We start from the raw sequence: 13,742 nt of genomic DNA, 5'->3' as shown, positions 1-13,742 counted from the left end.
GGCACCGCCTCCTCCCCCTCCGCCTGCCTCGCCGCCGCCCGCACCTATCGCGCAGGCCGAAGCCGTGGCCGAAGAACGGCCCGGGCGGATCGGCGCGCTGATGGCGAAGCTGCGCAACGCCATGTCCAGCAAGCCATCCGCCGAGGTGGATGATGACAACTCCAGCGAGTTCGCTGCCTTTGGCGAAGATGCGTGGCCAGCGGATGCCGCCATGCCTTCGCGCTATCCGAAACCGAATCCCGCCTTCATGCCGCCGCCGGGCGCGACGGCCTATCCGCGGCCGCCTTTTCAGCCAGGCTTCAACGCCGCCTATTCAGGGCCGATGGGCCCGCCGTCGCGGTCGCCCGTGATGCCGCCGCAGGCGAACTATCCGGCGCCCCCCTTGCCGTCCTATCCCCCGGCACCGGTGGGCCATCCCCAGATGCAGCCATGGCAGCCGCCGGCGGGCTCTCCCTACGCCCAGGCCATGGCGCCCTATGCCGGGCCGTATCCGCAACCGCAGCCGCAGACCTATCCGGCTCAGCCGCCGGCGGAGCCTCGTTCGCAGGTCGAGGAAAGCGCCGAACAGGCGCCGATCGAGGAAATTCGCGCCAGCCTGCGCGAGTTCCGCGAAGCGGTCCGCGAACTCACCGAGAGTCGCGCCCGCCGCCGCTACTTCTGAGCCATACGAAAGTCCCTGGTGCCGAACAAAACCGTGCCGGTTTCGAGTAAACGGCATGAGACGGCGCTTTGACGGGATTGTGTGCTTGAATTTTCGTGAGAATGCCGCGCTTGTGCAAGTCGCCAAAGGCATGCCCTTGGAACTTGATCCAGGATTTGAGCGAAACGGTGTTGAGGGTAGTCGTCCATGGCCGAAGTGATTGACGGAAAGAGCGTTGCCGAAGACGTGGTGCGGACAGTCAAGGCACTGACCGCCGAGCTGGTCGCCACGGGCAAGGCCAAGCCCGGCCTTGCCGTGGTCATCGTCGGCGAGGATCCGGCCAGCCAGGTCTATGTCGCCTCCAAATCCCGCACCGCCAAGGAATGCGGCTTTCATTCGCTCCAGCACACACTGCCGGCGGACACCTCCCAGGACGCGCTGCTGAAGATCATCGGCGAGCTCAACGCCGATCCGGCGATCAACGGCATCCTGGTGCAGCTTCCGCTGCCTGGCCATATCGACGCCGGCAAGGTCATCCAGGCCATCGCGCCGGAGAAGGACGTCGATGGTTTCCATTTCATCAATGTCGGCAAGCTCGGCACCGGTGAGCTCGACACCGCTTTCGTTCCCTGCACGCCCGCCGGGTCGATGCTCCTGATCGAGCGGGTGCGCGGCAAGGACCTGTCGGGCCTCAACGCGGTTGTCGTCGGCCGTTCCAACATCGTCGGCAAGCCGATGGCCAATCTCTTGCTTGCCGCCAACTGCACCGTCACCATCGCCCATAGCCGCACCAAGGACTTGCCGGCGCTTGCCCGCACAGCGGACATTCTTGTCGCCGCCGTCGGCCGGCCCGAAATGATCAGGGGTGATTGGGTGAAACCCGGCGCCACCGTCATCGATGTCGGCATCAACCGAATTCCCGCGCCCGAGAGGGGCGAGGGCAAGTCCCGCCTCGTCGGCGATGTCGCCTATGCCGAGGCGGCCAAGGAAGCAGGCGCCATCACCCCGGTACCCGGCGGTGTCGGGCCGATGACCATTGCCATGCTGATGGCCAATACGTTAGCTTCGGCCTACCTTGCGGCCGGACTGAAGCGGCCCTCCTTCTGAGCCCGGGTTGTCCCTGAAAGCCACAGCTTTGCCTAACCCCTCTGTTTCCCAGGAACGGCCGGTCACGAATGATCCCGTTCAAGGCGGCCGGCAGTTCGCCTTCCTGCTGGTCGACAAGTTTTCCATGTTCTCGCTGGCCGCCGCGATCGACACGTTCCGGTCGGCGAACCGTCTGCTTGGCCGCGATTTCTACGGCTGGACCACGGTATCGGCCGATGGCGATCCGGTGATGGCTTCCAACGGTCTGCCGCTCAAGATCGACTACAGCGTCGCCGACCTGCCGCCGGTCGACATCCTCTTCGTCTCGGTCGGCCTGACCACGGAATTCCCCGGCAAGAGCAAGGTTCTGGCGGCCCTGCGCAGCTGGGGCCGGCGCGGCAACGCGCTTGGCGCGCTCTCGGTCGGATCCTATTTGCTGGCCGAGGCCGGCCAGCTCGACGGCTATCGTTGCACCATCCATTGGGAAAACCGCGCCGGCTTCGTCGAGCGTTTTCCCGACATCAACTGCACCGGCAACGTCTTCGAGATCGATCGCAAGCGCTACACCTGCGCCGGCGGCACCACCTCGATCGACCTGATGCTGGAGATCGTGCGCGGCGATTTCGGTTCGAACCTCGCCAATGGCGTCGCCAACCAGTTCCAGCACGAGCGCATCCGCTCGGCCGGCGACCGCCAGCGCGTCGGGCCGGAGCGCGACCTGACCGGCAAGTCGGAGAAGCTCAGGCGCATCGTCGAGCTGATGGCCGACCATCTCGACGAGCCGCTCTCGGCGGTACAGCTCGCCAAGTCGGCCGGCCTGTCGGTGCGCCAGGTGGAACGCCTGTTCCTGCGCCATCTCAACGTCACGCCCGGCCGCTACTACATGCGGTTGCGGCTGGAACGGGCGCGCGAATTGCTGCGCCAGACCAACATGCCGATCCTCGACGTGGCGATCGCCACCGGCTTCACCTCGCATTCCTATTTTGCCCAGAGCTACCGGCTGCAGTTCGGCCGTCCGCCTTCTGAAGAGCGCCGGACGACTTACTGAGCTGCTCCACGCTACAGCGTGGCCAAGACTCCAGAGGCCTGAGGACAGGGCCGCGTCCGGGCTTGTGTCCCAAGGTGGGGTCAAATAGCTTCGGCCGGCGAACGGGGTGGATCAATCAGGAGATTTCGATGGCGGGACTTGCACGGAGCGTCGCTGCGGCGATCCTCCTTTTGTCGATGACGACGTTCGGCTTTGCCGCCAACAAGGTCATCATCATTCTCGACGCTTCCGGGTCGATGTGGGCCCAGATCGATGGCAAGCCGAAGCTCGAAATCGCCCGCGAGTCGCTCAGAACCGTGCTGCAATCGGTTCCCGCCGACGATGAGATCGGCTTCATGGCCTATGGCCATCGCGAGAAAGGCAGCTGTGACGACATCCAGCTGATCGTGCCGCCTCAGGCCGGCTCGGCGAGCGCCATCACTGATGCCGCGGACAGTCTGAAATTCCTCGGCAAGACGCCGCTGACGGCAGCCGTCAAGCAGGCGGCTGAAGCACTGAAATACACCGAGGACAAGGCGACGGTCGTCCTCATCACCGATGGGCTCGAGACCTGCGGCGGCGACCCCTGTGCGCTTGGCAAGGAACTCGAAGCGTCCGGTGTCGATTTCACGGCCGACGTCGTCGGCTTCGGCCTGACCGCCGACGAAGGCAAGCAGATCGCCTGCCTCGCCGACAACACCGGCGGCAAATACATCCAGGCCTCCGACGAGAAGGCGCTGCAGGAAGCTTTGGCCGAAACCGTCGCCGCCCCGGCGCCGGCGCCTGCGCCGGAACCTGCGCCCGCGCCCGCTCCGGCACCCGAGCCTGCCAAGCCGGAATTCAATTTCATGCCGACGGCGGTGCTTGCCGAGGGCGGTGATCCGGTCACCGACGGCAATGCCTGGGAAGTCTACAAGGCAAAGTCCGACGGCACGCGTGGCGACAGCGTCACCACCGAATATGGCGCCTACAAAGCCAATCTGGAACCGGGCGATTACGTCATCGTCGCGCGCGACGGCGAGGCCAAGGTGGAGCAGAAGGTCAAGATCGAGGCAGGCCAGGTCGCCAAGCCGCTCTTCACCTTGAATGCCGGCACGCTCGTCATTCATCCGCGACCAAGCGCGGGGGCGGATGTTGTCGATGGCGCGGCTGTCGTGATCGACTACCCAAGTGCCGATAATCCCGCGACCTACTATGGGACCACCAAGACCGTGTTGCCGGCCGGCGACGAGAAAGTGACGGTCACGATCGGCCAGGGCGTGGTTTCCGAGACGATACCGCTCGCTGCCGGCAAGACAGTTGAAAAGGACATCATCGTCGGCGTCGGACATGTCGTTGCCAACGCCTATTATACAGCCGGCGGCGACAAGGCCGACGGTTCGGGCATCGGCTTCAAGATCGTGAAGGCGAAAAAGAAGATCGACGGAACCCGGGACGAGGTGACCTATGCCTATGGTCCCGACAGCAAGTTCGATCTGCCGCCTGATGACTATATGTTGATTGCGACGGTCGATCTTGCAGTCGTCGAGCAGCCGTTCAACGTCAAGGTCGGCGAATTTCAGGATGTGAAGGTCACCATGAATGCCGGCGTGCTGGCGATCACCGCGCCCGGGGCCTCGAAGATTGAGATTTTCGAAACCAAGAAGGACATCAACGGCAACCGCAAGTCGCTTGGCTACGCATACGACCAGAAGTATCAGGCGGCGATACCGGCGGGTGACTATGCCGTCGTCTCGGAGAAATCGGACAACAGCTCGAAGGAAGGCACTGTGACGGTCAAGGCCGGCGAGCGCGCTGAGTTGACGGTGCAATAGGGTCGCATGGATAGCCTAAAAGGGCGGCCACGAGCCGCCCTTTTTCATGGATGAGACGGGATCACGTCAGGCAGTTCCAAATGCGCTGGCGCCGTGGTCGGCGCGTCCGACCAGTTGCCGGAAACCGGCGAAAAGTTCGCGGCCGAAGCCGAACTCGTTGCCGATGAGATCGGCTTCGGCGGTGCGGCGCAGCGCGAACTCCGTCCCCGGCACCAGCACCTCCAGCGTGCCGGCATCGGCGTCGAGGCGGATGACGTCGCCGTCGTGGATCCTGGCGATAGGACCGTCCTCGACGGCTTCCGGCGTCACATGGATCGCCGCCGGCACCTTGCCGGATGCGCCCGACATGCGCCCGTCGGTGACCAGTGCGACGCGCTGGCCGCGATCCTGCAGGATGCCGAGCACGGTGGTCAGCTTGTGCAGTTCCGGCATGCCGTTGGCCTTCGGTCCCTGGAAGCGGATGACGGCGATAAAGTCGCCTGTCAGCGTGCCGGCCTTGAACGCGTCGTTCAGCCCCTGCTGGCTGTCGAACACCTTGGCCGGCGCCTCGATGAGGCCCCGCTCCGGCTTGACGGCGGACGTCTTGATGACGGCGTGGCCGAGATTGCCCGCCAGCACCTTCAGGCCGCCGGTCGGTTGGAAGGCCTTGCTGAACGGCGCCAGCACCTTCTCGTCGCCGCTCTGGAGCGGGACTGCCTCGCGCACCACGGAGCCATCAGCGCCGAGCTTTGCCTCGACCGCATAGGGCCGCAGGCCTTCGCCCCAGACCGTCTGCACATCCTCGTGCAGGACGCCTTCGTCGAGCAGTTCGCGGATCAGGAAGCCGAGCCCTCCGGCGGCGTGGAAATGGTTCACGTCGGCAAGCCCGTTCGGATAGACGCGAGCCAGGAGCGGTACGGCTTCCGAGAGGTCGGAAATGTCCTGCCAGGTAATGGCGATGCCGGCCGCCGCCGCCATGGCGATCAGGTGGATGGTGTGGTTGGTCGAGCCGCCGGTGGCATGCAGGCCGACAACGCCGTTGACGATAGAGCGCTCGTCGATCATGCGCCCGACGGGCGTATAGGCATTGCCGAGCGCGGTGATCGCCAGCGCCCGCTTCGTAGCCTCGCGGGTCAAGGCCTCGCGCAGCGGCGTGCCGGGATTGACGAAGGAAGCACCCGGGGTGTGCAGGCCCATGATCTCCATCAGCATCTGGTTGGAGTTGGCCGTGCCGTAGAAGGTGCAGGTCCCTGGCCCGTGGTATGATTTGGACTCGGCTTCCAAAAGTTCGGCGCGACCCGCCTTGCCCTCGGCATAGAGCTGGCGGACCTTGGCCTTCTCATCGTTGGGCAGGCCTGTCGTCATCGGACCGGCCGGAATGAACACCGCCGGCAGGTGGCCGAAGGTCAACGCCGCGATCACCAGTCCCGGCACGATCTTGTCGCAGACGCCGAGATAGACGGCGGCGTCGAACATGTTGTGCGACAGGCCGATCGCGGCGGCCATGGCGATGACGTCGCGCGAAAACAGCGACAGCTCCATGCCCGGCTGGCCCTGCGTGACGCCATCGCACATCGCGGGCACGCCGCCGGCCACCTGGGCGATGCCGCCGGCTTCACGCGCGGCCTCCTTGATCAGGGCGGGGAAGGTTTCGAAAGGCTGATGCGCCGACAGCATATCGTTGTAGGAGGTGATGATGCCGAGGTTCGGCACCTTGTCGGCGCCGAGCGCCAGCTTCTCCGAAGGGCTGCAGACGGCGAAGCCGTGGGCAAGGTTGCCGCAGGACAGCACCGACCGGTTGGCGGTCTGGTTCGAGGCTTCGGCGATGCGGCCGAGATAACGCTCGCGTCCTGGCTTCGAGCGTTGGCGGATGCGCTCAGTGATGGCTTCGATATCGCGTCTTGCGGTCATGGTCGGTCCTTTCGAGCCCCGGAGAACGTCCTCCCACTGTTTGCCGGGGCTGCTTTTCGTGAAATCAAGGTGCCCAGAACACCTCTACTGGTATGGGTGCTGCTTCGAGCACTTTGCGAATGGGCTTTTTCGCACCCGGTCCCATCGCATCCTCGAAGGCGGTGCGCTTGTCCTCGCCCTCGATATGCAGCGCAATGAAGCCGGCGGCAATTATGCGCGCCATCGAGAGCGTCAGCCGCGGCTCGCCGCCGCTTGGTGCGTGCACCGGCAGCACGATCCTCTGCGAGGCGGGATCGAGCAAGGCAGGGAGATTGTCGGCATCGGGAAAGAACGAAGCGGTGTGGCCGTCGCTGCCCATGCCAAGCACCACGACGTCGAGCGGCCAGGCCAGTGCCTTGAGTGCCGCATCGTCGGACGCTGCCGCAGTCTCGATGCTTGTCGCCTCGTGATACAGCGGCACGAAGCGCGCCGCGGCCGCAGCATTCTGGAGCAGGTTGGCGGCGACCAGCCCGGCATTCGAGCGCGGTGAGGAGGCCGGCACGAACCTTTCGTCGACCAGCGTCACCGTCACCTTGTTCCAGGCAATGGGAATTGCCGACAGCGCGGCGAAGAGCTTCGCTGGCGTGGTGCCGCCGGAAACGGCAAGCAGGGCGGTGCCGCGCTCGTCGATGGCCTTGGTCAGGCGCGCCGTGACATGGCCGGCAAGGGCTGCCGCCAGGTCCTGGCGCCCGGCAAAGCCGTTCCAGTTGTAGCTGGCGCCGTTCAATTGCTCTCGTGCCATGTCCGTCCGTCACGTTCGATCAGCGCTATCGAGGCCGACGGCCCCCATGTGCCTGCCGTATAGCCCTGCGCTTCCTGCCTGGCGCCTTCCCAGGCATTCTGGATCGGATCGATCCATTTCCATGCCGCCTCGACCTCGTCGCGGCGCATGAACAGCGTTTGGTTGCCACGGATGACGTCCATGATCAGCCGCTCATAGGCGTCCGGCGCGCGGCCGTCGAAGGACTGCGCGAAGCTCATGTCGAGCGAGATCTGGCGCAGCCGCATGCCGCCGGGACCAGGATCCTTGATCATGATGAACTGCTTGACGCCTTCGTCGGGCTGCAGCCGGATGACCAACTGGTTGGCGAAGATCGGCCCGGCGGTGTCACCGAAGATCGAATGCGGGATCGGCTTGAATTCGATGACGATTTCCGAAACCCGGGTCGCCAGCCGCTTGCCGGTCCTAAGGTAGAACGGAACGCCCGCCCAACGCCAGGTGCCGATCTCGGCCTTGATGGCGACGAAGGTCTCGGTGTTGCTGTCATGGGCGAGCTCCTCGACATAGCCCTTGACGGCTCCGCTGGCCGATGCGCCGGCGCGGTACTGGCCACGCACCGTGTGCTTTGGTGCCTCGTTGCCGTTGATGCGTTTCAGCGCCCTGAGCACCTTCAGCTTCTCGTCGCGCACGGCGTCGGCGTCCATCGACGACGGCGCCTCCATGGCGACCAGGCACAAGAGCTGCAGCATGTGGTTCTGCACCATGTCGCGCAGTGCGCCGGCCTTGTCGTAGTAAGTGACGCGGTCTTCCAGGCCGACAGTCTCGGCCACGGTGATCTGGACGTGGTCGATATGGGCGGAGTTCCACAGCGGCTCGTAGAGCGCGTTGGCAAAGCGCAGCGCCATCAGGTTCTGCACTGTTTCTTTGCCGAGATAGTGGTCGATGCGGAAGATCTGGCTTTCGTGGAAGTCGTCGCCGACCAGGTCGTTGAGCGCCTGCGCCGAGGCCAGGTCGCGGCCGATCGGCTTCTCCAGCACGATGCGCGAGTTCGGCGTGATCAGATCATGCTCTTTGAGCTTGTGCGAGATATCGCCGAACAGTGCCGGCGCCACGGCCAGGTAGAACGCACGGATGCGGTCGCTTTCGCCGATCGCCTTCTTCAGCTTGTCGAAGCCGGCTCCGCTCGTCGCATCCGCCGAGACGTAGGAAAGCCGCGCCAGGAAGGTCTTTAATTCCTTGGGGTCGATGTCGGCCGGCTTGACGTGGTCGGAGATAGCCTGCTTGGCGAAGGCCTGGAATTCGTCGTCGCTCATTTTCGAGCGCGACGTGCCGATGATGCGTGTCGGCTCGGAGAACTGATGGTCGCGCTGCCGGTAGTAGAGCGACGGCAGAAGCTTGCGTTCCGACAGGTCGCCGGTGCCGCCGAAAATGATGAAGTCGAAAGGGTCGACGGGGATGATCTGGCTGGTCATGGTCTGTCCGCTCTGACGCCGCTAGCGAGTACGCGGCTGATATATTCTAATCGATTTAAATTTTCCAGTGCCACGGTGTCACATCAAGGACCAATCGCCGGATATGGATTGGGTCCACGTGTGCGCTTGACACTTGGCGCCACCCGGAGGCTTGTCGGTGATCGGAGACTCCGGACGCTTCGCAGTTGCAGCATAGAGTGTGAATGTGACGAAAGCTAAGGGAGAAATCTGCGCGATATCCGTCGCTGTGTGGACATGAGCTCAGGGAGCGGGAAAAGCATGCGTTTGGAGAACAAGGTCGCCGTCATCACCGGTGCGGCATCGGGCTTTGGTGAAGGCATTGCCAGGCGCTTCGCCGAAGAGGGCGCCAGGGTCGTCGTTGCCGACCTCAACGCCAAGGGCGCGGAACGTGTCGCCGGCGAAATCGGCGAGATGGCGATCTGGACGCAGACCGACGTTTCCCTGCGTTCCGAATTCGACGAGATGATCTATGCCGCCAAAAGCGCTTTCGGCCGCATCGACATCATGGTCAACAATGCCGGCTTTACGCACCGCAATGGCGATTTGCTCAAGGTCGACGAGGCGACCTTCGACCTGATCACCGCCGTCAACATGAAGGCCATCTACCATGCGGCCCTTGCCGTCGTGCCGATCATGGAGCGGCAAGGCGGCGGGGTGATCCTGACCACGGCCTCCACCGCCGGCCTGCGGCCACGGCCAGGTCTCACCTGGTACAATGCATCGAAAGGTTGGGCGATCACCGCCACCAAGTCGATGGCGGTGGAACTGGCGCCCAAGAACATTCGCGTCAATTGCCTGTGCCCGGTCGCCGGCGAAACCGGCATGCTGGAGAAATTCATGGGCGCCGACACGCCCGAGATCCGCGAGAAATTCCGCGCCTCGATCCCGCTCGGCCGGCTGTCGACGCCGCTCGACATTGCCAATGCGGCGCTATGGCTGGCTTCGGACGAAGCCGCCTTCATCACCGGAGTGGCGCTGGAGGTCGATGGCGGGCGCTGCATCTGAAGCACCATGTCTGGCGCAATCGCCGGCTTGACCGTGCCTCGGGCTTCGACTTGACTGAGGTACGGGGCCTGGAGTCTTGCCAGGGGCGAAGGGGTTGTTGGCGCGATGAAATCGAAACTGCGGAGAGGTTTCAAAGACCTGCGGTGGCGCATCAGTGTCTACAGGGCGAGGCGTGCCCGGGCGAAAAGCAAGGCAACCTTCATCGGTGTCACCGGCAGTTCAGGAAAATCGACTGTCACAGCACTGCTTGGGCACATATTGGCCGCTCATCGACCCGTCTACACGCAGGTTCTGGCCAACACCATCCATTCAGTCGTCAGCACGCTTTACAAGCGTATGAAGCAAGTGGAGAGGCCAGACTACGTCATCATGGAAACCGGGGCGTACGGCATCGACACGATCCGGCCCATGGCGGAAATGCTGCAGCCGCATGTGGCTGTCGTCACCATGGTTCGTCTCGAACACGTTACCAGTTTCAGGACGCTGGAAAACGTCGCCTTGGAAAAAAGCGCGTTGGTCGCGGCGTTGCGACCGGACGGCCTTGCTGTCCTCAATGCCGATGATCCCCATGTAGCCGACATGGCTGCCGGGACTGGATGCCGTGTCGTCACCTTCGGCATGGGTGAGACGGCCGACTACCGTGTGACCGAGATCCACGCCGCATATCCGGATCTGCTGACGCTTTCGATCCATTGGCAGGGAGGGCTGCTGCAACTCGAGACGTCTTTTCCCGCCGAATATTTCTGGCTGCCGACCGTTGCCGCCGTTGCGACAGCGCTTGAACTCGGCGTCCCTCCGGACAAGGTTGCCGTCCAGGTGGCAACGTTCCAGCCGGTCGTTAATCGCTGTACCGTGCTGATTACCCAAGGCGGCCCGCAATTCATCATCGATGCGGCCAAGGCGCCCTGGCACTCGATCAATCTTGCCCTGGACATGATGGCCAAGGCCACTGCTAGCCGCAAACGCATCGTGCTGGGCCAGATTTCGGACTACGCCGGTTCGACTAGGAAATACGCCCACGCCTATCAAACCGCGCGGGAAATCGCCGACCAGGTGATCTATACTGGAGACAATGCACATCGCTCGCGTGCCAGCCAGATCGATCGCGACAACGGCCGGTTTGTCGAGCTTCGCACGGCGAAGGAAGTCTCGGACCATATCAAGCGGACAGCGGTGGCCGGCGAACTGATCCTCGTTAAAAGCTCATCCAACCTTCACCTCGAACGCATCGCGCTTGCCTGGACGCATGACGTCAAATGCTGGATCCATATCTGCGGCAAGCCGGAGGGCTGCCACACCTGCGGTCTATATGAATTGCCTTACGAGCAGCATCGTGCCCATGTCATGCGACGCAGGCGCGCCAAGGTGTGGCGGCAATTCCGCGGCCTGTTCGGTGGCAGGTCGTCATAGGGTCTCGAAAGCGAGGCCGGTGCCAGACGCGCAGGCAAGTTACGCGCCGGTCTTGATATAGCTCTTGTAGACCCAGCCGGTCTTGCCGTTGTAGACGATCTGGCACCATTGCTTGCAGTTCATCACCTGCACCGAGGTCTTGGCTGGCACCGTGACGATGGCGGCGGCATGCTTCTTTGGACTGCTGCGCATGGTCACGGCTCTCAGAATGCGTCCCGTGCTGGCGGCTGCGACTTTCCGTGGCTTTGCTTCGGCTTGACCATTGTCGTCCTGTTGGTCCGGTGCCTGCGGTTTTACCGTCGGGATAGCCGCGGTTTGCGCGCCATCGGGATTGCTGCCGCTTGCCGCCGCTGGCGGCGCGGCAACCTTGGCAAGTTCGGCGGTGGCATCGCTATCGGCCGCCGGTTGCGCGAACGCCGCCGTGGTGGCCGGCTTGTCCGGCGCCTTCTCGGCCTTGCTTGTCCCCTGGCCGGCTGAAGCGGGAGCCGGTGCGGCTTTTGTCTGCGAGCCGGTCCAGCGAGGATCGTTGGCAGCGAGTGCGGGAATAGCGGCCTGGGCGACAGCCATGGCCGTAGAGGCCGCATTGGCCTTGCCCTCGGCTTGCGGCACCGCTGCCGCCGCGGCTACCGTGGTCCCGACCGGGACGATCTTGGTCGTCTTCACCGGAATGCTTGGAATGCTCTGCTCCTGGCTGGCAGCGGCTTGCCTCTCGCTGGCCGGCAATGCCAGCCAGAGCGCCACCGCGGCCACGCCAAGCAACGCGGCAGTGCCGACCGCGGCAATCACCAAATGTGAATTCGAACGGACTTCCTGCCAGAAGGACGGGCGCATGTCATAGCCGAACTGCATGGCAAAGCGCCGACGTTCCGGAGCACCGAAACTGAAGGGCTCTCTCAATCTCGCCACCTCCATAAGCGGGCCGAGGTTCTTTCGATCGTGCCGCAAGTTCGGCATTTGATCGGCATCGGTCCCAAAATCAACACGGGCAGGCGCCCACAGCAACCCCCGAACAATCACCCAGAAGAGGCACCTTTCGCCCGCGATTGTGGCATCACTGCGCCATTATAGAAGATTCTGCGCCTTTGCCGGCAATTGCGCAACGTGTCCCCTGGGCAACAAATGTTACAGGGAATATTACAATATTACATGAGGTCGTGATGGCACGGCATCGTGGCTCACTTGATCCAGCCTAATGCATGTCGCCCAAAGTGAACTCGGTTTTGGGATAACGACATGCATAAAAAAGACCTGACGCGCGACGCGCTTCAAATCCTGTCGCGCAGCGCGAACCAGTTGAGCGCCAGGAATAGCAGCGGTGTACGGAAGCGGCGACCGCCGGGAAATGGCGGAATTTTAAGGTCCTCGATCAGCTTCAAGCGGTCGCGATTGCCGGCGACGGTTTCGGCATAGAGCTTGCCGAAGAAGTTCGACAGCATGACGCCGTGGCCGGAATAGCCGCCGACCGAGATCACATTCGGCATCACTTCGCGCACGAATGGCTTTCTCGGCACTGTGATGCCGACATAACCGCCCCAGCCGTGCGTGATCTCGACATCGCCCAGCGCCGGATAGAGTTCCGCGATCTGGCGGCGGATATGAATGTGGATGTCCTTGGGGTCGTTGACGCCATAGACCTCGCGTCCGCCGAACAGCAGCCGGCCATCCCTCGACTTGCGGAAATAGCGCACGACGAAGCGGGAATCATCGACCGACTCGCCGCCCGGCAGCACCGTAGATCCCGCGCCAAGTGGCACGGTGGCGCCGATGAACGAACCGATCGGCATGATGTGCGCCGCACTCACCGGTTCGAGCGTTCCGCCATAGGCGTTGACCGCGATCAGGCACTTTTGGGCCGTCACGGTGCCCCTTGGCGTCGAAACCTTGACCTTGCCGCCGGCGGAAATGATGCCGGTCGATGGCGTCCCCTCGAACAGCTGCGCGCCGGCCTGTGCCGCCACCCGCGCCGTGCCTATCACCAGCTTCATGGGATGGATGTGGCCGGTACCGGTGTCGCGGGTGCCGCCGAAATAGGCGGTCGAGCCCAGCCGCTCCGCCGTTTCCGTCTTATCCATGAAGGAAATATGCGGGTAGGAGAAACGGCTGGCCATGATCTCGGCATGCGCCTTGTAGTCGTCGACATAACGCTGTTTGTGCGCCACCGAGAGCTGGCCCGGCATGTAGTCGATATCGATCTGGTTGGTGGCGGCGAATTCGATGAGATGCGCCTTCGCCTCCTCGGAGAGATCGAACAGCGCCTTGGCTCGCGACAATCCGTATTCCGCCTCCATATCCTCGGCCCAGGCACGCTGCCCGGTGCCGAGCTGGCCGCCATTGCGCCCGGACGCGCCATCGCCGAAACGGTAGGCATCGATCAAGACGACATTGGCTCCCGCCTTGGCGAGATGCGTTGCCGCCGACAGGCCGGTGAACCCGCCGCCGACGATGACAACATCGCAGCTCCGGTCGCCATCGAGCGCCGGGTATTCAGGCCGAGGGCCGGCCGTGTCTTCATACCAGGAGCGGCCAGGGGAAATGGGGGATTGGTAAGGCATGATGCTCGTTCTAGGGAGTAGGGAGCGGGAGTATCTGTTGCTGAATGTTTAGGGGAGTAGGGGAG

The 13,742-nt window shown here is 63.5% G+C and carries 10 protein-coding genes and 1 pseudogene; 6 read left to right on the top strand and 5 right to left on the bottom strand.

Translation table 11 applies throughout. The features are described 5' to 3' along the window. From LB577_RS32510 to LB577_RS32495, 4 genes and pseudogenes are all read left to right on the top strand, one after another. Window positions 1-661: pseudogene (locus tag LB577_RS32510) on the top strand (succinoglycan biosynthesis protein exop); the annotation flags it as partial. A gap of 186 nt (window positions 662-847) precedes the next feature. Then, window positions 848-1,747 (top strand): bifunctional methylenetetrahydrofolate dehydrogenase/methenyltetrahydrofolate cyclohydrolase FolD, encoded by a 900-nt coding sequence (gene folD, locus LB577_RS32505; protein WP_224690487.1) that lies wholly within the window; start codon window positions 848-850, stop codon window positions 1,745-1,747. Window positions 1,748-1,775: 28 nt separating this feature from the next. Next, complete coding sequence (locus LB577_RS32500; protein WP_032923168.1) at window positions 1,776-2,774, top strand: GlxA family transcriptional regulator; 999 nt, start codon at window positions 1,776-1,778, stop codon at window positions 2,772-2,774. 128 nt (window positions 2,775-2,902) lie between these two features. Next, window positions 2,903-4,567: a vWA domain-containing protein gene (locus LB577_RS32495; RefSeq protein WP_224690486.1), complete on the top strand. Its 1,665-nt coding sequence runs from the start codon at window positions 2,903-2,905 to the stop codon at window positions 4,565-4,567. A 66-nt stretch (window positions 4,568-4,633) separates the two neighbouring features. On the opposite strand, the gene edd is transcribed toward LB577_RS32495, so the two are convergent. From edd to zwf, 3 genes are all read right to left on the bottom strand, one after another. Beyond that, on the bottom strand, window positions 4,634-6,457 hold the full coding sequence (gene edd / locus LB577_RS32490) for a phosphogluconate dehydratase (RefSeq protein ID WP_224690485.1): 1,824 nt from the start codon (window positions 6,455-6,457) through the stop codon (window positions 4,634-4,636). 64 nt (window positions 6,458-6,521) lie between these two features. Beyond that, window positions 6,522-7,238 carry a 6-phosphogluconolactonase gene (gene pgl, locus LB577_RS32485; protein WP_224690484.1) on the bottom strand — a complete coding sequence of 239 codons (717 nt, stop codon included), beginning with the start codon at window positions 7,236-7,238 and terminating at the stop codon, window positions 6,522-6,524. After that, entirely contained in the window at window positions 7,220-8,689 is a 1,470-nt protein-coding gene (gene zwf / locus LB577_RS32480) for a glucose-6-phosphate dehydrogenase (protein WP_013893724.1), read from the bottom strand. Before zwf ends, pgl begins: the two co-directional genes overlap by 19 nt. A gap of 279 nt (window positions 8,690-8,968) precedes the next feature. On the opposite strand from zwf, the gene LB577_RS32475 reads away from it, so the two are divergent. Then, window positions 8,969-9,715 (top strand): SDR family oxidoreductase, encoded by a 747-nt coding sequence (locus tag LB577_RS32475; protein WP_013893725.1) that lies wholly within the window; start codon window positions 8,969-8,971, stop codon window positions 9,713-9,715. Window positions 9,716-9,820: 105 nt separating this feature from the next. Next, window positions 9,821-11,125, top strand: coding sequence for a Mur ligase family protein (locus LB577_RS32470; protein WP_224690483.1), 1,305 nt, complete (start codon window positions 9,821-9,823; stop codon window positions 11,123-11,125). 39 nt (window positions 11,126-11,164) lie between these two features. Here the strand turns inward: LB577_RS32470 and LB577_RS32465 are convergent, their stop codons facing one another. Both LB577_RS32465 and LB577_RS32460 read right to left on the bottom strand, forming a co-directional pair. Further along, complete coding sequence (locus LB577_RS32465) at window positions 11,165-12,031, bottom strand: SH3 domain-containing protein (RefSeq protein ID WP_224690488.1); 867 nt, start codon at window positions 12,029-12,031, stop codon at window positions 11,165-11,167. A gap of 359 nt (window positions 12,032-12,390) precedes the next feature. Further along, window positions 12,391-13,677 carry an NAD(P)/FAD-dependent oxidoreductase gene (locus tag LB577_RS32460; RefSeq protein ID WP_224690482.1) on the bottom strand — a complete coding sequence of 429 codons (1,287 nt, stop codon included), beginning with the start codon at window positions 13,675-13,677 and terminating at the stop codon, window positions 12,391-12,393. Window positions 13,678-13,742: the final 65 nt, after the last annotated feature.

Origin of the sequence: Mesorhizobium sp. B283B1A, from assembly GCF_020165735.1 — a bacterium.
Taxonomy (GTDB): domain Bacteria; phylum Pseudomonadota; class Alphaproteobacteria; order Rhizobiales; family Rhizobiaceae; genus Mesorhizobium; species Mesorhizobium opportunistum.
The sequence above is the reverse complement of the archived record's forward strand: the minus strand, read 5'-3'. Positions and strand labels throughout refer to the sequence as shown.

Excerpts from the sequence above, each read along its gene's own strand:
- LB577_RS32460 (WP_224690482.1), bottom strand. The coding sequence starts at position 13,677 with ATGCCTTACCAATCCCCCATTTCCCCTGGCCGCTCCTGGTATGAAGAC.
- edd (WP_224690485.1), bottom strand. The coding sequence starts at position 6,457 with ATGACCGCAAGACGCGATATCGAAGCCATCACTGAGCGCATCCGCCAA.
- zwf (WP_013893724.1), bottom strand. The coding sequence starts at position 8,689 with ATGACCAGCCAGATCATCCCCGTCGACCCTTTCGACTTCATCATTTTC.
- LB577_RS32475 (WP_013893725.1), top strand. The coding sequence starts at position 8,969 with ATGCGTTTGGAGAACAAGGTCGCCGTCATCACCGGTGCGGCATCGGGC.
- folD (WP_224690487.1), top strand. The coding sequence starts at position 848 with ATGGCCGAAGTGATTGACGGAAAGAGCGTTGCCGAAGACGTGGTGCGG.
- LB577_RS32470 (WP_224690483.1), top strand. The coding sequence starts at position 9,821 with ATGAAATCGAAACTGCGGAGAGGTTTCAAAGACCTGCGGTGGCGCATC.
- LB577_RS32495 (WP_224690486.1), top strand. The coding sequence starts at position 2,903 with ATGGCGGGACTTGCACGGAGCGTCGCTGCGGCGATCCTCCTTTTGTCG.
- pgl (WP_224690484.1), bottom strand. The coding sequence starts at position 7,238 with ATGGCACGAGAGCAATTGAACGGCGCCAGCTACAACTGGAACGGCTTT.